Origin of the sequence: Myxococcus sp. AS-1-15 (assembly GCF_020037055.1) — a bacterium.
Lineage (GTDB): Bacteria > Myxococcota > Myxococcia > Myxococcales > Myxococcaceae > Myxococcus > Myxococcus fulvus.
On the sequence record NZ_JAIQDF010000002.1, the window covers coordinates 832,124 to 849,225 of the forward strand.

Sequence of the window (17,102 nt, forward strand, 5' to 3'; positions counted from 1 at the left end):
TCCGCGTGGACTCCCGGCCCCGGGCCCCAGGGGCTGGGGCTGGGGGGTGGGGTGTCCTGCCAGCCGGTGGGGCCCTGCACGTCAGGGCATGCGGGCTGCTTCCACTGGGAATCCCGTCGCGCCGTGCGGAGAATACGGAAGCGTCACGGCGGCGGCGGCGGGCCGGGGCAGGCCTCGTCAGCGGTTCTTCACGGGTGGCACCATGGAGCTCGACGGCGCGGAGAGAGACGAGTTGCTGCTGGCGCTGCTGGGGGCCTTCCCCTCGGTGGAGGAGCTGCGTCGGGTGGTGGCCAATGTCTGTCACCGGGACTTGGAGTTGCTCGTGCCCAGGGGAGGCCCGAGGGAGCGGGCGTCGGGGCTCATCCTCCGCGCGGAGTCGGAGGGGTGGACGCGCGAGCTGGTGACGGGCATGCACGGCGCCCAGCCGCGCCATCCCCGTCTGAATCGCTTCATGCAGGGCTACCTCGCGTCGGTGCAGCGCAGCGTCCCGCGTCGCAGCCTGGAGCGCATCGTCGGCCCGACGTGGGAGCAGGGCGCCGCGGACGGGTGGCGCAAGCGCCTGTCCGCCATCGAGCGGCGCGTGTGTCGGGTGGAGCCCGTGGTGGGGGCCTCGCTGGGCACGGGCTTCCTGGTGTCGCGCGACGTGGTGCTCACCAACTTCCATGTCATCGAGAACCGGCTGTTGGAGTCCTTGCGCGTGCGCTTCGACCACAAGGTGCTGCCGGACCGGACGCTCCTGCAGCCGGGCAGGCAGTACGTGGTGAAGCGCTGCATCGCGCGCAGTCCGTACAGCCCCGCGGACCTGATGCACCCGCGCCCGAGGGAGGCGATGGTGAGCGAGCTCGACTACGCCTTCCTCCAGGTGGAGGGCTCGCCCGGTGACGAGCAGGTGGAGGACGCGCCGCGGGGCTGGTTGGAGTTGCCCGAGGAGCCGACGCCCATCATCCCTGGCCAGCTGGCGCTCATCGTCCAGCACCCGGAGGGGCAGCCGATGAGCGTGGCGCTGGACGAGTTCCTGGGCGTCAACGCCTCGCGCACGCGGGTGTCCTATCGGACGTCCACGAGCCCGGGCTCCTCGGGGGCGCCCTGCTTCACGCAGGAGCTGCGGCTCGTCGCGCTGCATCACAGCGGTGGGCCGCGCATGCCGTCCGCTACTGGTCACAACGAGGGCATCCCCACGGACACCATCCGCCATGGGCTGTCCCCGGAGGTGAAGGCGCTGCTCGGCTGGACGTGAGGGCGGGTGTGAACTGGAGGCGGGGGGCGCGCCTGCTATCGTCGGTGGATGTTCGTCCTCGATGCCCGCTTCCTCCGTGGTCGGGGCTTCTGCGTCCTGGCCCTGCTCGTGTTGTTCGTCGCGCCGTGGCGTGGCGCGAGCGCCCAGTCGCGGCTGCGCGTGGCCGGCGCCACGGCCAGCAACGAGGTGAAGCTGCGCACGACGTCGGAGGACTTCCGCGCGGTGCTGCGGGTGGACCTGCTGTCGCCTCCCTCCGCGGACGCGGGCGTGCAGGACGGGCTGCCCGGCGGCGTGACGGTGCTGGTGGACCCGCTGCAGGCGAGCGACGGCTCGCAGGTGGCGCTGGCGGCGGTGGTGCGCGAGACGGCCTCGGCTGACGCGGGCGTGGCGCCGTTGTCCCCGCGCTCGCCGCTGCACGTGGAGGTGTCCGGGAAGCTGCCGGCGGCGGGAGACTACACGGGGCAGGTGGTGTTGGTGCACGAGGGCGGGCGCGAGACGACGTCGCTGCTCGTCACGCGGGTGCAGGCGGTGCCGGCGGTGCAGTTCGTGGCGACGTCGCCCGCGGTGGCGGCGCCGGGGTGGGGCTTCGGCGCGGTGGACGCGACGGTGCGCCTGCCGTTCAAGGAGACGGCGGGGGTGACGGGGAAGGTGTCGGTGCCGAGGCTGCTCCAGCTCTCGCACAAGGCGCCGGACCTGGGGGCCACGCTGGTGCAGCCGCGCTTCGGTGGCGCGGACTTCTGGTTGGAGGGTGGGGGCAAGGACGGGGCGGACTTGGACCTGGCCACGGTGGAGGGCGTCACGGTGGCGGCGAATGGCAGCGGCACGCTGCTGATGCGGCTGAGGGGGCTGGACGGGCCGGGCGAGTACACGGGCACGGTGCGCATGGCGGTGCCGCAGGGGGTGGCGGTGGAGCAGCCGTTCACGGTGTGGGTGAGGACGCCGTGGCTGTGGGGCGCGCTGCTCATCGCGGCGGGCGCGGTGTCGTCGTATGGCGTGCGGCTGTACACGCAGAGCATCCGGCCGAGGGCGCAGCAGCTCCAGCGGGCGCGCGTGCTGCGGCGGCGGATGAGCGTGCTGTTGGAGGGGCAGGAGGAGGACGCGCGCAAGGTGGGGCTGGAGGTGCGCGGGCGCATCGACGCGCTCATCTCGCGCATCCGCTCGCCGGTGAGGGGTGGTCGGGTGGCGGACGGGGAGCTTGCGCGAGTGGAGTCCGAGCTGCGGCTGTACGAGGCGTGGCGCGGCTGTTCGCGCGAGCTGCGGGCGCTTCCGCCGGAGATGCGCCCCGAGTCGGCGAGCGCGGCGCTGGAGGAGGCGGAGACGTCGCTGCGGCTGGGCACGGTGCCGGCGGAGCGGCTGGAGGAGCAGCTCAAGGTGCTGCGCGGGCAGAACGTGCAGGAGCTGGCGCGGGCGGGGCTGAAGGCGAAGCTGGAGGAGTTGGAGGCGCAGGCGCGAGCGCTGGCGCAGAAGCTGGGGGAGGACAGCCTGGGGTTCCGGCTGACGTACGAGTTGTTGCCGTTGCTGCAGGACGTGAGGGCGCGGCTCGGGCAGGGGGATGTGGCGACGGCGCGGCAGCAGTTCGAGATGGCGCGTCGCTCCTACTTCGATGTGCTGTGCGCGGAGCTGTCGCAGGCGGTGGCTTCGCCGCGCAATCCCCGAGGCTTCTCGTTGGAGGAGTGGCGGGAGCTGACGTCGGACGTGAAGGAGCGGCTGAAGCAGGCGCGAGCGCGCGCGGACGTCAACGTGGACGAGGGCTTCCGGCTGTACCAGGGGGCGTACGCGCACTACGTGCGGCGGTTGTTGTTGGAGCTTCGCGGCGCGGTGGAGGAGGCGCGGAGCGTGGCGATGGAGGCGCAGAAGACGGACCTGGACGCGGCGGAGGCGAAGCTGCGCGAGGCGATGTTGGCGCTGGCGGCGGAGTCGCCGCACGAGGCCTCGGCGAGGTATCGCGAGGCGCGGGACGCGCTCCACCGTGCGCAGACGGGACAGGTGCGTGTGCGGATTGCCGGGTTGCGCGCGGAGGTGTCGCGCAAGCGGGGGGAGGCGGAGGGCGAGGGGCAGTTGCATGAGCTGGGGCACATCAACGCGTTGCTGAACGAGGCGGAGCTGGCGCTGACGCCCGAGACGTTGCAGGACGCGGAGTACAAGGCGGACAAGGCGCAGCTGGCGTTGGAGGGGTATCCGAGCTCCCAGGGGGTCGGGATGGGGCGACCGGGGACTCCGCTGTCGTTCGTGGAGCGGGGCTCGACGGCGTCGGTGCCGGAGGTGCCCTCGGCGAGCGCGCCCACGGGAGGCAGCCTGCCCGCGTTGCCGGAGGCGCCCGTGGGGGCGGAGGACGCGGGTGGGTCGCTGGGGGAGCTGGAGGGAATGCCGTTGCCGGCGGCGCGCCATCTGTGGCTGGTGGAGCTGGCGATGTTGGTGTTGCTGACGGGCGTGGCGGTGGTGTTGGGGCTTCAGTTGCTCAATGTCTTCTCACCGACGTGGGGAGGCTTTGGCGCGGGGATGACGGCGTTCCTTTGGGGCTTTGGCTTGCATCAGGTGGGCAACGCCAGCTTCGAGGGACTGGCGGGCCTGTTGACCCGCGTGGACCGACGGGGCGGCGCGAGCGCGGGTGGGGACTCCTGAGATGCTGCAATGGTGAGTATGCGGGCGTCTCTGTATCTGCGTCATGACGTGTATGAGCGCATGGGTGACGGGGATGTGATTGTCTACCGCTGCCTGGAGTTGATTCCGGGTGGCGGGTTCGTGGTGCAGAGCGCGGACAGGATGCGAGGAGGGGACGGTCATGAGCGGCAGTTTCTCGAGCTCATGAGTGAGAGCGCGCCCGAGGAGCGGTCGGAGCCGTGCGCCAGTCTTGTCGAGGCGATTGCGAAGTTCAGGGCAGGGTTTGGTATTTGACTGGGCATTGTGAATCACAGGGACGGCGGCGCGTGTCGGGGGAGGCGACGGACCGCTTCCACCCTGCGCTGAACGCGGCGGGGGTGCCGCATCACTGCGAGATGTATGGCTGGCCGTTGCCGGGACAGAAGCCGTTCGGCTGTGACGGGGGTCACAACTTCAGCTGCTGGAACTACGCGTTCTACGACGTGCTGCCACGGAGGCTGGCGGTGCTCGACGGACCGTGAGTCGAAGGCGGTCCTGGAGCGAGGTCAGACCTCTTCGAACTCGGCGCCCGTGACGTTCGCTCGCTCCAGGGCCGTTTTGATGTCCTCGGAGACAATGAGGGCAACACAGGAATCGTCAGTCGGCCCCTCGGATGGGCGGCGCGCCCCGACGTGAACTCCCGGAGGTCTTCCAACTCGTGCCCGCGCTCATCCAACGGGGTCCCCAGGTACCAGTTCCCTGCCTGCACGGCTTCGTTGAGCCTGAAGTATCGATGGGGAGTCGGCATGGAGGAGGTCTTCCTGGCGTCCTCATTCCAGCAGGTCCCCGAAGGACCTGCCACCCGCTCTCTGTCTCTACCCCTCGGGTGGTATGGCTGGTGATGAGGCTCCGCTCGATGCTGGCGTGACTCATTGCTGGAAGGGGGCCCCTGTATGACCGGGTGGTGTCTGCTGCTCCTGGCGGTGGCGTTCGCGGAGTTCATCGCGATCTCCGTCCTCGTCGGGCTGAAGAAGGATGCGGAGGCGACACTTCGTTCGGTGAAGGATGAGGGTGAGCGGCAGCTCTCCGCCCTGCGTGAGCGCAATCGCGTGCTCGAGAAGTACCAGGCCATCATCGACGTGGAAGCCCACGTGGCGACGCTGCGAGACGAAGCCGAGAAGAGCGCCGCCGAGGTCCTGGCCAGCGCTTCAACGGAAGCCGCTTCCCTGCGAAGCCGTGCCGATGTGGACGCGGCGGAGATTCGCAAGCGTGCCGAAGGCTCCCTCGCGGATGCGAGCCGCGAGGCCAGCCGGCTCATCGAGTCCGCGAACAAGCGCGCACAGGAGATCGCCGGCGAGGCCTTCACGGCCATCCAGAAATCGAAGCAGCTGGAACAGACCGCCACGGCGATGCGCAACATCATCGAGGGATACGGAGACCGCTACCTTGAACCCACCCAGGGCGTGCTCGACGAACTGGCAGAGCAGTTCGGCTTCACCGACGCCGGTGCCAGGCTCAAGGCCTCCCGCGAGAAGATGCGCTCGATGATTCGCACGGGCAAGGCGGCCACCTGCAACTACGCGGAGGCCCACCGCCGCGCCACCGCCATCGAGTTCGTCCTCGACGCCTTCAATGGCAAGGTGGACTCCATCCTCGCGGACGTCCGCCACGACAACCACGGCACGCTCTCACAGAAGGTGCGCGACGCCTTCAGCGTCGTGAACCACAACGGGCAGGCCTTCCGGGAGGCACGAATCCAGCTGGACTACCTGAACGTACGCCTCGATGAGCTCAAGTGGGCCGTGGTGGTCAACGAGCTGAAGCTGAAGGAGCGCGAGGAGCAGCGGCTCATCAAGGAGCGCATCCGCGAGGAGGAGAAGGCCCAGCGGGAATTCGAGCGCGCCCAGCGGGAGGCCGAGAAGGAAGAAGACGTCCTTCGCAAGGCGATGGAGAAGGCCCGGAGCGAGTTCGAGAAGGCGGGGGACGCGCAGAAGGCCAGATACGAGGAGAAGCTCGCCGAGCTCGCCCTGAAGCTCCAGGAGGCGGAGGAGAAGAACAAGCGAGCCCTCTCCATGGCCCAGCAGACGAAGACAGGCCATGTCTACGTCATCTCCAACATCGGCTCCTTCGGCGAGGACGTCTTCAAGGTCGGGCTCACCCGCCGGCTGGAGCCGCTGGACCGCATCCGGGAGCTGGGGGATGCGAGCGTGCCCTTCGAGTTCGACGTGCACGCCCTCATCCACAGCGAGGACGCCCCCTCCCTCGAGCGCGAGCTGCACAAGCGCTTCGTCCGGGCCCAGGTCAACAAGGTCAATCCCCGCAAGGAGTTCTTCCGGGTCGCGCTCCGTGACATCCGACAGGTCGTCGACGAGATGGGCCTGCAGACCCAGTGGACGATGACCTCCGAGGCCCGGGAGTACCGGGAGACGCAGGCCGTCGAGCGCTCCATGCAGAGCCAGTCCTTCGAGGAGAGCACCTGGCTCAAGAAGCAGCTCGAGGCGCAGGACGCGATGCGCCTCGAAGCCACCCGTGGCGCCGAGCTCGCGGGATGACGCTCCCGCGCCCCGCCTACGGCGCCGGCAGCGGCTGCCAGTTCGGGTCCGGCCAGACGAACGGATTGCCCCCCTGGCCCGGATTCGCGTTGCCGAAGTACCGCTGGCAGCCCGCGGTGTTCCCCGGCTCCCCCCGAGACTCCCAGAAGCCCGGACATACCTCCGCCGGGATGCGCGTGCGGCAGTCCGCCATCGTCCGCTCGCCCGCGCTCGGCTGCGCGTAGTACGCGCTCACGAAGTTCCACGCGATGCGCTGGAGCGCCTGCACCGTGGCCGCGTTCGCACCCGCGGGCCCCGCAGCCCCCTCGGGCGAGGACCGGAACACGGAGGCATGGTGGACCGCGGCCATGAAGTACGCGCCCAGGTTCGTCAGGTGGACGTTGTCGCTGAAGAGCACGTTGAGCCGCTGCGACGTCGTCCCCGTGATGCCCGGCACCTCGCCCGCGATGACCCGCTCCACCAGGTCCACCAGCGCCGCGCCACCCGGAAGCGCACGCACGCGGTCCGCCCGCCCCTCGGCCTGCAGCGTGAGGTTCACCTTCGAAGACACACACTCCCACGCGACCTGCGCGTTCTTCTCATAGGCAATCCACCGCGAGGGGTTGGCTTTATCGATGTCCAACCACGTGTGATAGAAATACGTGACGGCCCGCGGGTTGCCGGCAATCAACCGGTCATGGAAGTGCCGCAGATAGCCGATGGTGTTCTCCCACTCGATGGTGCCCAGCAGGTCGTGCCGCTCGGTGATGAGCAGGGTGTCGTACTTCTCGCCCGTGCCCAGCGTCCGGGGGGACAAGAGCTCCTGCACCACGTCCATGCCGGAGCCCTCGCGGTTCTTCCCGCTGCGATACCCCTCCCAGCTCCCGTTGCCCCAGGTCCGCACCCGGATGGGTGAACCAATCACATTCTGCTGGTTCCACTTGGAGTCCTTGCCCTTGCTCGCGGCGATGTCCGCGAAGTGGTCGGGCATGGGGTTGTCGAGCAGGCTGTGTCCGGAGAAGAAGACCCGGGCGCTCGTGATGGGCGCGGAGTCGGGCCCGCCCGCGTCCGGAACCCCCGCATCCGGAGTCCCCGAGTCTGGAGCACCGGCATCACCCGGACCGGCATCAGGCCCGCCCCCGTCCGGTGGCTGTGTGCCCGAATCCACGACATCGGGCGGGTCCTTCATGATGTTGGCCTCGCCACAGGCCAGTCCGAGGGAGCAGAGCAACAGGGCGCACAGGCCCCGACGTGATGCGTTCATGGTCCAGGCCTCATCTCGTGAACGTGAACGCTCTATCGCGGGCCTGAAGAGGAAGTCAGTACGTCAGCCGGCCTGCGATTTCGCACGGGACAGAGGTCTTCAGCCGGACTGTGATGCCCGGGCCGCGGACGCCTTGCAATACCCCGAGTATGGGTTCGTAATGTCTGACGTCCGCACGGATGCGGACGGCACGGGAGACACGATGAAGAACCTGCGATGGCTGATGTGCGCGGTGGCGCTGTCTGTCGTTGGCTGTGGTGGCCCTGTCCCGGAGGAGGAGGCGCTCTCCGAGGACCTCTCCGAGGGCCAGGTGTCCCAGGCCGCGGTGACGTGCACGGAGACCTGGGGCACGTGCAACGTGGGACGGTGCGAGCTGGGAGCGCTCGACCGGTTCGCGATCCTCACCACGACCTGTTGTGACGAGAACGGCGCCTGTACCACCACGCGCAAGCGCATCTGCGGCTGCTAGCCACGGACGGCCTCCCGGTCCACCGCCGTCACGGTGGACCGGGGCCCGCGCGCCCTACCGCCGCCGGTCCTGGATGGTCTTGAACACGATGCGGTCCAAGAGGCCCGGGGTGAACAGCTTGAGGTACTGACCCACCTTGCCCTTGGTGGTCATCACCACCTCGCGCTCGCGCTGGTCCATGGCGCGCAGGATGATGGCCACGCAGGTGGCCACGTCCATGTTGTTGCCCTCGCTCTCGTCATGGGCGCTCACCTGGAGCGGCTTGCCGTCCTTGCCCAGCGCGTTGGCGCGCACGTTGGTGGACACGAAGCCGGGACACACCACCGTGACATCCACCCCCGTGCCCATCAGCTCCACGCGCAGCGAGTCGAAGAACCCGTGCATCGCGTGCTTGCTCGCCGCGTAGCCCGTGCGCGTGGGCACGCCCGTCTTCCCCGTCAGGGACGAAATCGCCACCAACAACCCACGCTGCGCCTTCAGATAGGGCAGCGCCGCGTGCGTGCAGTACACCGCGCCCAGGTAGTTGATGCGCATCAGCCGCTCGAAGATGCCCAGGTCCGTGACGTCCTCGAACTTCGCGTCCATGGAAATGCCCGCGTTGTTGACGAGCACGTCTACGCCGCCGAAGGCCTCCACCGCCTTCTCCACCATCCGCCGGCACGCCTCCGGGTCCCCCACGTCCGTGGCCACCGCCACGGCCTTGCCCCCCGCCGCCTCGCACCGCTGCTTCACCCGCTGGAGCGCCTCCTCGCTCCTGGCCGCCAGCACCAGGTTCGCGCCCCGCGCCGCCAGCGCCACCGACAGCTCCTCGCCGATGCCCATGGAGGCACCCGTCACGACCACGCACTTGCCTTGCATGGCCCGCATTCTCACCTCGCAGGAACGGCCCGTCGAGGTCGCCTGCCCTGGGTCCTACACCCACGCACAGAAGATTCAGATCCTCCGTGAATCGACCGGGTGACACTTCCTGGCGCCCCCGGTGTTCCAGTCGCGCCAACGCATTTCACGAGGGGAAGGAACACCATGTCGTCCATCGCGGTCATCGCCCAGGCTCATGCGGAGAACCTCGGGTGGCTCAGCAGCAAGCTGCTCGGCTTCACGCTCACCTCCGCCGAGTGGGTGCTCTGGATCCTGGTGTGCCTGTCGGTGCTGTCCATCGGCATCATGCTGGAGCGCGCGGTGTACTTCGCCCGGTACCGGCTGGCGGACTCGGAGGCGCTGGCGGTGCGGCTGGCGCGCGGCGAGCACGAGGCGGTGCGCGTGGCCATCCAGGGCAAGCGCGGCATGGAGGCGGCCATCATCCGCGAGGGCCTGGCCTCCAGCGAGCAAGGCGCCGACACCGTGGAGCAGGTCATCGCCTCCACCATGGCCCGCGAGCGGCCCCAGTACGAGCGCTTCCTCTCCTTCCTGGGCACGCTGGGCAACAACGCGCCGTTCATCGGCCTGTTCGGCACGGTGCTCGGCATCATCAAGGCCTTCAATGATTTGGGCGCCAGCAACGTGAAGGGCGCGGCCATCCAGCAGACGGTGATGGGCGGAATCTCGGAGGCGCTCGTCGCCACGGCGGTGGGCCTGGCCGTCGCGATTCCCGCCGTCGTCGCCTTCAACATCTTCAACCGTCAGCTCAAGACGCTCACCAGTCGCGCCAACGCCCTGGGCCACGCCCTGGTCGGCAGCCTGCGCGCGGAGGCCCGCTAGCCATGGCCGGAGGTGCGCAGGAGAACGAAGAGGAAATCACGGGCATCAACGTCACGCCGCTGGTGGACGTGGTGCTGGTGCTGCTCATCATCTTCATGGTGACGGCGAACTTCATCGTCCGCGAGACGGTGGAGGTGGACCTGCCCCGCGCGGCCAACGGCGGCGAGACGGTGCAGGGCCTGGTCAACGTGGTGCTCGACAAGGAGGGCAAGCTCTACTTCGACGGCGCGCTCGTCACCGAGCCGGAGCTGTCCGCCAAGGTCGCGGAGGCGGTGGCCAAGGACAAGGACACGCGCGCCATCATCAGCGCCGACCAGACCATCGCGTACGGCCAGGTGATGCGCCTCATCGACACGGTGAAGGGCCAGGGCATCGCCAAGTTCGCCCTCAACATCGAGAAGGACGCCGCGCCCGCGCCGCGGGGCTGACGTGAAGGCCATGAGTACGAGCGCGCTCGACAGTGAGTTCGTGTTGCCCCGCCGGGGCGGCAACGGGTTGTTCGTGGGGTTCGTCGCGGGCTCGCTCGCGCTGCACGGGTTGGGGTTGGTGGTGCTGCACACCCGTCCTCCCGAGCGCGCCGCGCCGCAGCGGCCCGTGGAGTTGGTGATGGTGGAGGTGACGAAGCCGCCGCCTCCGCCGCCCGAGGTGAAGGAGGAGCCCAAGCCCGAGCCGCCCCCGCCGCCCAAGGTGCGCGTGAAGCCCCCGCCGGTGAAGGTGGCCCAGGCCCCCAGGCCCCTGCCGCCTCCGCCCACGGAGGCCCCGCCGCCGCCCAACGAGACGCCGCCGCCGAGCGCGAAGCCCGCGCCCCTGGTGGTGGGCATGTCCCTGTCCTCCACCACCAGCGCCGGAGGCTTCGCGGCCCCGGTGGGCAACACGCTCTACGGTCGCACCGCCGACAAGGCCAAGGCGCCGCAAGAGGTGAAAACCTACAGCGCGCCGAAGTACACGCCCATCTACCAGGTGGACCGTGAGCCGCAGCTCGCCAGCGAGGTGAAGGTCCCCTATCCCGAGGAGGCGCGCCGGCTGGGCGTCGAGGGCACGGTGACGCTGTCCATCACCATCGACCCGGAGGGCCGCGTGGTGAATGCGCGCGTGCTCAACGGGCCGGGGCACGGACTGGAGGAGGCCGCGCGCAACGCCATCCTCCGCTTCCGCTTCCGTCCCGCCTTCAAGGGCGGCGAGGCCGTGTCCACGGAGATGAAGTACGCCTATACCTTCCTGCTCGATTGAACCCCCGCTCCCGCTGGGAGAGGGCCGGAGCGAGGAGATGCATCGGTGGGCCTCATCCACATCCACGGCCCGGAACTGCCCGCCGACTCCTCCAGCACACCCTCACTCCGTCCCTTTGCCGGCGGGAGCCCACAACCCGTCTCCACGTCCCCGCTCCTGAAAGACCTATGTCCTCGAATGTGAATGCCCGCGCCGCGCTCGCCGCCGCCTCCCTGTGGGTGGCGACTCCGGTGCTCGCCCAGGCGCCCACGCCTCCGGCCCCGGGCGCGCAAGCCGCGGCCCAGCCTCAAATCACCAGGCCGCCCGCGCTGGTGCAGCCCGTGGAGGCCGTGTATCCGCCGGAGGCGCTCGCGCAGGGGCTCACCGCCTCGGTGCGCCTCATCATCACCATCGCCGAGGACGGCAGCGTCTCCGACGTGCAGCCCACCGAGCCCGCGGGCCACGGCTTCGACGAGGCCGCGCTCGCCGCCGTGCGCCAGTTCCGCTTCTCGCCCGCCGAGGTCGACGGCGTGCCTGCGCCCGTGCAGGTCGAGTACGTCTACCACTTCACCCTCACCGCGAAGGCCCCCGCCGAGAGCGCCGCCACCGAGGAGCCCGAGCAGCCCAAGGCCGTCCTCACCGGTCAGCTCATCTCGCGAGGCAGCCGCTCGCGCGTGGCTGGCGCCACCGTGCGCTGTGGCGACGACGCGGACGCGGCCGAGGCCGTGTCGGATGCGGACGGCCGCTTCACCCTCGAGGTGCCGCCGGGTGAGTGCGCGGTGCGCGTCGTCGCCTCCGGCTACCAGCTCTACCAGACGAAGGAGACGCTGAAGGAGAACGAGACCACGGAGGTGAACTTCTACCTGGCCCCGGCCGGGAGCGCCTTCGAGACGGTGGTGCGCTCGGACCGCCCGAAGAAGGAGGTGGTCCGCCGCACGGTGACGCGCGAGGAGGCGCAGAAGACGCCGGGCACCTTCGGTGACCCCATCCGCGTCCTCCAGACGCTGCCGGGTGTCGCGCGCGCGCCGTTCATCTCGGGGGACCTGCTGGTGCGCGGCTCCAACCCGGGCCAGACGGCGACGCTGATGGACGGGGTGCGCATCCCCAACCTCTTCCACCTGCTCGGCGGCCCGTCGGTGGTGAACGCGGAGTTCATCGACTCGCTCGACTTCTTCCCGGGCGGCTACGGCAGCCAGTACGGCCGCGCGGTGGGCGGCGTGGTGGATGTGACGACGCGCAAGGGCGCGGCGGACACGGTGCACGGCTCGGTGAAGGTGGACCTGCTCGACGCGGGCTTCTTCCTCGAGGCACCCATCACCGACGGCATCAGCGTGGCGGCGTCCGCCAGGCGCTCGTACATCGACACCATCCTCCCCGCGGTGCTGCCCAAGGACGAGGGCACCACGCTCTCCATCGTCCCGGTGTACTGGGACTACCAGCTCCGGCTGGACTTCGGCGCCCCGCGCGGCTCCACCCCGGAGCCCGGCGCGGCGCGCAGCACCGGCTACGTCATGGCCTTCGGCAGTGACGACAAGCTGCGCCTGGTCACCGGCGGCGAGGAGTCCTCCGCGGACATCGAGCTGAACACGCACACGCGCTTCCACCGCGTGAAGGGCGACTGGACGTACCGCAAGGGCAACTTCAGCTCCGTCTTCACGCCGTACGTGGGCGTGGACTACTTCGACATCTCCTTCGGCAACTACATCGAGGACGACACCATCTACTCGCTGGGCGCGCGCGAGGTGATGGCCCTGGACGTCTCCTCGCTGCTCACCGTGCGCACGGGTCTGGACGTCTACTTCGACCACGTGAAGATCGATGTGCAGGCCCCCTCCGTGGGCGGCGCCGAGTACGTGCCCTTCCCGGGCTCGGAGCCCGTCTCGGAGCTCATCTACGAGAAGCGCACCATCAACGGCTTCGACGGCGCGCTCTTCGCGGAGGCGGACCTGAAGCTCGGCCCCGTCACCGTCACGCCGGGCGTGCGCGGCAACTTCCAGAAGGTGGGCGGCACGCGCAACTTCCTGTTGGACCCGCGCCTGTGGGTCCGCTACGGGTTCAGCGAGCGCACCGCCTTCAAGGGCTCGCTCGGCCTCTACAGCCAGCCGGCGGACACCTTCCAGTTCGTCTTCGCCCCGTACGGCAACCCGCTGCTCGGCTACCAGCGCGCCTTCCAGTCCAGCCTCGGCGTGGAGCAGCGCCTCACCGACGTGTGGAACGTGGACGTCACGGGCTTCTTCAACCGCCGCTTCGAGAACGTGGTGTCTCCGGGTGACGTGCGCCCCTCGGACAACGGCAGCTTCGTCCAGGACCGCTTCGTCAACATGGGCATCGGCAAGGCGTACGGCGTGGAGTTGATGGTGAAGAAGGAGCGCGCCTCCGCCACCGACAAGTGGTACGGCTGGCTGTCGTACACCCTCAGCCACGCCGAGGACGGCCGCGCGGGCCCCAAGCCCCGCGCCGAGGGCCCCCTGGGCGGCGACGGCCTGCCGGGCGTGGGCGAGGAGACCTACGGCCCCAGCCCCTGGGACCAGACCCACATCCTCACGCTGGTGGCCAACTACGTGCTTGGCAACGGCTGGGAGCTGGGCGGGCGCTTCCGCCTCACCACCGGCCGTCCGGTGACGCCCCTGGTGCACCCGCATGACATCTACAACTCGGACTCGAACAACTACTCGCCGTCGTACGGGCGCTATCTCTCCGGGCGGGCCTCGAGCTTCCATCAGCTCGACGTGCGCGTGGAGAAGGGCTGGCGCTTCGACAACTGGACGCTCGCGCTCTACCTGGACGTCCAGAACCTCTACAACGCGGAGAACGTCGAGTTCGTCTTCAACGACTACCGCTACCGCAAGGAGATGGAGATTCCCGGCATCCCCATCCTCCCCGTGCTGGGCGTGAAAGGGAGCTTCTGACCATGGGGACCTGGTTCAAGTGTGGCGGACTGTTGTTGATGGCGCTGGGCGCGGTGGCCTGCGTCGACCCGGATGACCACTCGTCCCACGTGCGCGACCTGCGCGTGCTGGGTATCGCCGTGGAGCGTCCGGAGCTGATGGCTCCGACGTGCGAGCCCACCGCGGAGGCGCTGGAGGTGCTCACCGAGCAGGTGTCCTACCGGGCGCTGCTGGTGGACCCGTTGGGGCAGGGGCGCTCCATCGCCTACACGCTGACGGCCTGCGCGGACCCGGAGGACTCGCTCTGCGAGGACGCCTCGAAGCGCGTGGAGCTGGCGCGGGGCACCACGACGGCGGGCGAGCTGGTGCTGCCCATCCGGCCGGGCGCCTCGCAGCTCGCGGACGGGACGCTCTTGCTGGACGCGGTGCGCGAGGCGGACCCGTACCAGGGCTTCGGGGGCCTGCGCATGCCGCTGGTGCTGCACGTCACCGCGGGCGAGGAGGGCGTCTACGCGCAGAAGCTGATGGTCTTCACGTGTCCGCTGGTGCCGGGCATGGCGCCCAACCAGCAGCCTCGGCTGCAGGGGCTCACGCTGGACGACGCGGCGTGGGACGCGGAGGCGCTGCCCGAGCTCCAGGGGCAGGGGCCTTTCGTGGTGCGCGCCAATGACATCTCCGCGCTCGAGGAGTCGTACGTGGTGCCGGGGTTCCGCAAGGAGGCGGTGCAGCTCAAGGAGTCCTGGGCCATCACCTGGCACGCGACGTTGGGGAAGTTCTCCGTGGAGGAGACGGAGAGCGTGGAGTTCAACGGGCAGCCGGGCCGCCACCGCACGGAGTGGGAGCCGCCGGAGAAGGACGGGGTGGCACAGGAGGTCACCTTCTGGGCGGTGGTGCGAGACGGGCGGGGAGGCAGCTCCTGGCTCGTCCGTCGGGCGCGCTGGACGCCGTGACGTGGTAGCGGATGGCTCGCAAGGGGGCGGCCATCCGGGGTATGCCCGGTGCTCGCGCGAGGCCGGGCCGGAGCTGGAGCGGAAGTGGGACGCGGATGATGAGTGGGAGCACAGCGCGCCGGTGGGGACGCGTGGCCTGCGTGTTGGCCATGTGGGTGCTGGGAGTGTGGACGCGTGAGGCCCACGCGGCCCGTCGTGACGAGGCGCCCGACGCCACGTTGCGCCGCTTCGCGCTCATCGCGGGCTCCAGCGAGGGCGGCCCGGGGCGCGAGCGCTTGCGCTACGCGGGCTCGGATGCCCTGGCGATGTCGCGGGTGCTGCAGGAGCTGGGCGGCGTGGCCTCGGCCGACCAGGTGCTGTTGCTGGAGGCGGACAGGGGCGCGTTGCTGGCCGCGCTCGAGCGGCTCGTGACGCTGGTGGAGGCCGCCGCCGTGCCGGGGCTCCGGCGCGAGCTGGTGGTGTACTACTCGGGCCACTCGGACGCGGACGGGCTGTTGCCGCGCGGCGAGCGCGTCTCCTACGACGATTTGCGCAAGCTCATGTCCCGCGTGCCGGTGGACGTGCGCATCGCCATCCTGGACTCGTGCGGCTCGGGCGCGCTCACGCGCTACAAGGGTGGGCTCCGGCGGCCCGCGTTCCTCACGGATGCGTCCGCGCAGGTGCGGGGGCATGCGTACCTGGCCTCAAGCTCCGCGGATGAAGTGGCGCAGGAGTCGGACACCATCGGCGCGTCGTTCTTCACGCACTTCCTGGTGACGGGGCTGCGCGGGGCGGCGGACATGTCCGGGGATGGGCGCGTCACGCTGCACGAGGCGTATCAGTTCGCGTTCCACGAGACGCTGGCGCGCACGGAGCGCTCGCAGGGTGGGCCGCAGCACGCGGCCTATGACATCCAGCTGGCGGGCAGTGGGGACCTGGTGATGACGGACCTGCGCGGCTCGAGCGCGCGTCTGGGGATTGCCGAGGAGGTGCACGGGCGGCTGTTCGTGCGCGACTGGGGCAACCAGTTGGTGGCCGAGCTGCGGAAGCCGTTGGGGCGCAGGCTGTCGTTGGGGTTGGAGCCGGGGCGCTACCACGTCACGTTGGAGCGTCCGTCGCAGCGCTTCGAGGCGGAGCTGGTGGTGGGGGTGAAGGGAGGTGCGCAGCTGCGGGTGGGGGACTTCGTCCCGGTGACGCTGACGCGCACGGTGTCGCGAGGAGGCGCGGTGGCGGATGCGCCGCTCGCGCGGGAGTCCTCGGGCGCGCGGGAGGATTTGCCGTCGGTGCCGGTGAACCTGTCGCTGGTGCCTCCGTTGTCGACGACGTCGCTGTGGGGTGGGGGTGGGCTCAACCACGTGGCGCTGGGGGGGCTGGCGGTGCGCTCGTTCCAGTTGCGTGGGGTGGGGGTGGCGGGAGGGTTGGGGTGGGTGGATGGGACGATGGAGGGGGCGCAGGTGGCGGGCATCGCCAACGTGACGGGGGGCGAGGTGCTGGGGCTCCAGCTGGCGGTGGGTGGCAACCTGGCCTTCGGCGGGGCGACGGGGGCGCAGATGGCGGCGGTGGTGAACTACTCGGAGCGGGCGTTCAGCGGGCTGCAGCTCTCGGTGGTGGGCAACCGCGCGGACGAGCAGATGCAGGGCTCGCAGCTCGCGGTGGGCGTCAACATGGTGGAGCGGCTGACGGGAGCGCAGGTGGGGCTCTTCAACCTGGCGGGCAGTGTGTCGGGCGCGCAGGTGGGCTTCATCAACGTGGCGGGGAACGTGAAGGGGGTGCAGCTGGGGCTCATCAACATCGCGGACGACGTGTCGGTGCCCATCGGGTTGTTGAGCCTGGTGCGCAAGGGGCGCATCGCGTTCGAAATCTGGGCGGACGAGGTCTCTCCGTTGTCGGTGGGAGTGAAGTACGGCAGCCGCACGGTGCATGTGATTGCGAGCGCGGGGGTGTCGCCGTGGAAGGATTCGTGGCGGACCTTCAAGTCGTTGGGCGTGGGGGTGCACCTGCCGGTGGGGGCGGCGGACCGCTACTACGTGGACCTGGACCTCTCGCTGGGAGGGTGGACGCCGCAGTTGTTCGAGGAGGGGAGGCCGAACAACCTGTATCGGCTGCGCGCGAGCTTCGGCTGGGAGCTCAAGCGGCGCTTCGCGGTGTTCGGCGGGTTGTCGCTGAACGCCTACAAGCCGCCCGAAGAGGACCCGGACCAGGACGTGACGTGGATGCCGCAGTGGCAGACGGGCCGAGGGGCCTCCGGCACGCGCATGTGGCCCGGCCTGTTCCTGGGCGTGCGCATCTGACGCGCG

The 17,102-nt window shown here is 69.9% G+C and carries 13 protein-coding genes; 11 read left to right on the plus strand and 2 right to left on the minus strand.

Going from position 1 to position 17,102, the window contains the following annotated elements:
* The first annotated feature begins 202 nt into the window (after positions 1 to 202).
* From K8625_RS09185 to K8625_RS09200, 4 genes are all read left to right on the plus strand, one after another.
* Positions 203 to 1,237 carry a trypsin-like peptidase domain-containing protein gene (locus tag K8625_RS09185; protein WP_223782449.1) on the plus strand — a complete coding sequence of 345 codons (1,035 nt, stop codon included), beginning with the start codon at positions 203 to 205 and terminating at the stop codon, positions 1,235 to 1,237.
* A gap of 48 nt (positions 1,238 to 1,285) precedes the next feature.
* A complete protein-coding gene (locus tag K8625_RS09190) occupies positions 1,286 to 3,859 on the plus strand; it encodes a hypothetical protein (protein WP_223782450.1) in 2,574 nt (857 codons plus the stop codon).
* A 305-nt stretch (positions 3,860 to 4,164) separates the two neighbouring features.
* Positions 4,165 to 4,359 (plus strand): hypothetical protein, encoded by a 195-nt coding sequence (locus K8625_RS09195; protein ID WP_223782451.1) that lies wholly within the window; start codon positions 4,165 to 4,167, stop codon positions 4,357 to 4,359.
* 411 nt (positions 4,360 to 4,770) lie between these two features.
* Positions 4,771 to 6,369, plus strand: coding sequence for a DUF4041 domain-containing protein (locus K8625_RS09200; RefSeq protein WP_223745884.1), 1,599 nt, complete (start codon positions 4,771 to 4,773; stop codon positions 6,367 to 6,369).
* Between the two features lie 16 nt (positions 6,370 to 6,385).
* Here the strand turns inward: K8625_RS09200 and K8625_RS09205 are convergent, their stop codons facing one another.
* Positions 6,386 to 7,612, minus strand: a complete 1,227-nt coding sequence (locus K8625_RS09205) for a hypothetical protein (RefSeq protein WP_255652781.1) — start codon at positions 7,610 to 7,612, stop codon at positions 6,386 to 6,388.
* A gap of 160 nt (positions 7,613 to 7,772) precedes the next feature.
* Between K8625_RS09205 and K8625_RS09210 the strand changes: the two genes are divergently transcribed.
* Positions 7,773 to 8,081 (plus strand): hypothetical protein, encoded by a 309-nt coding sequence (locus K8625_RS09210; protein WP_223782452.1) that lies wholly within the window; start codon positions 7,773 to 7,775, stop codon positions 8,079 to 8,081.
* A gap of 54 nt (positions 8,082 to 8,135) precedes the next feature.
* On the opposite strand, the gene K8625_RS09215 is transcribed toward K8625_RS09210, so the two are convergent.
* Positions 8,136 to 8,948, minus strand: coding sequence for an SDR family oxidoreductase (locus tag K8625_RS09215; protein ID WP_223782453.1), 813 nt, complete (start codon positions 8,946 to 8,948; stop codon positions 8,136 to 8,138).
* Between the two features lie 156 nt (positions 8,949 to 9,104).
* On the opposite strand from K8625_RS09215, the gene K8625_RS09220 reads away from it, so the two are divergent.
* The 6 genes from K8625_RS09220 (at position 9,105) to K8625_RS09245 (ending at position 17,096) form a co-directional block, all read left to right on the plus strand.
* Positions 9,105 to 9,779 (plus strand): MotA/TolQ/ExbB proton channel family protein, encoded by a 675-nt coding sequence (locus K8625_RS09220; protein WP_046710965.1) that lies wholly within the window; start codon positions 9,105 to 9,107, stop codon positions 9,777 to 9,779.
* 2 nt (positions 9,780 to 9,781) lie between these two features.
* Positions 9,782 to 10,207: a biopolymer transporter ExbD gene (locus tag K8625_RS09225; protein WP_141333083.1), complete on the plus strand. Its 426-nt coding sequence runs from the start codon at positions 9,782 to 9,784 to the stop codon at positions 10,205 to 10,207.
* A 10-nt stretch (positions 10,208 to 10,217) separates the two neighbouring features.
* The gene (locus K8625_RS09230; protein WP_223782454.1) at positions 10,218 to 11,009 is read left to right on the plus strand and encodes an energy transducer TonB; all 792 of its coding nucleotides are present in this window, start codon (positions 10,218 to 10,220) and stop codon (positions 11,007 to 11,009) included.
* 167 nt (positions 11,010 to 11,176) lie between these two features.
* Complete coding sequence (locus K8625_RS09235; RefSeq protein ID WP_223782455.1) at positions 11,177 to 13,897, plus strand: TonB-dependent receptor; 2,721 nt, start codon at positions 11,177 to 11,179, stop codon at positions 13,895 to 13,897.
* A 2-nt stretch (positions 13,898 to 13,899) separates the two neighbouring features.
* Positions 13,900 to 14,826: a hypothetical protein gene (locus K8625_RS09240; RefSeq protein WP_223745889.1), complete on the plus strand. Its 927-nt coding sequence runs from the start codon at positions 13,900 to 13,902 to the stop codon at positions 14,824 to 14,826.
* Positions 14,827 to 14,921: 95 nt separating this feature from the next.
* On the plus strand, positions 14,922 to 17,096 hold the full coding sequence (locus K8625_RS09245; RefSeq protein WP_223782456.1) for an LA_2272 family surface repeat-containing protein: 2,175 nt from the start codon (positions 14,922 to 14,924) through the stop codon (positions 17,094 to 17,096).
* Positions 17,097 to 17,102 lie beyond the last annotated feature (6 nt).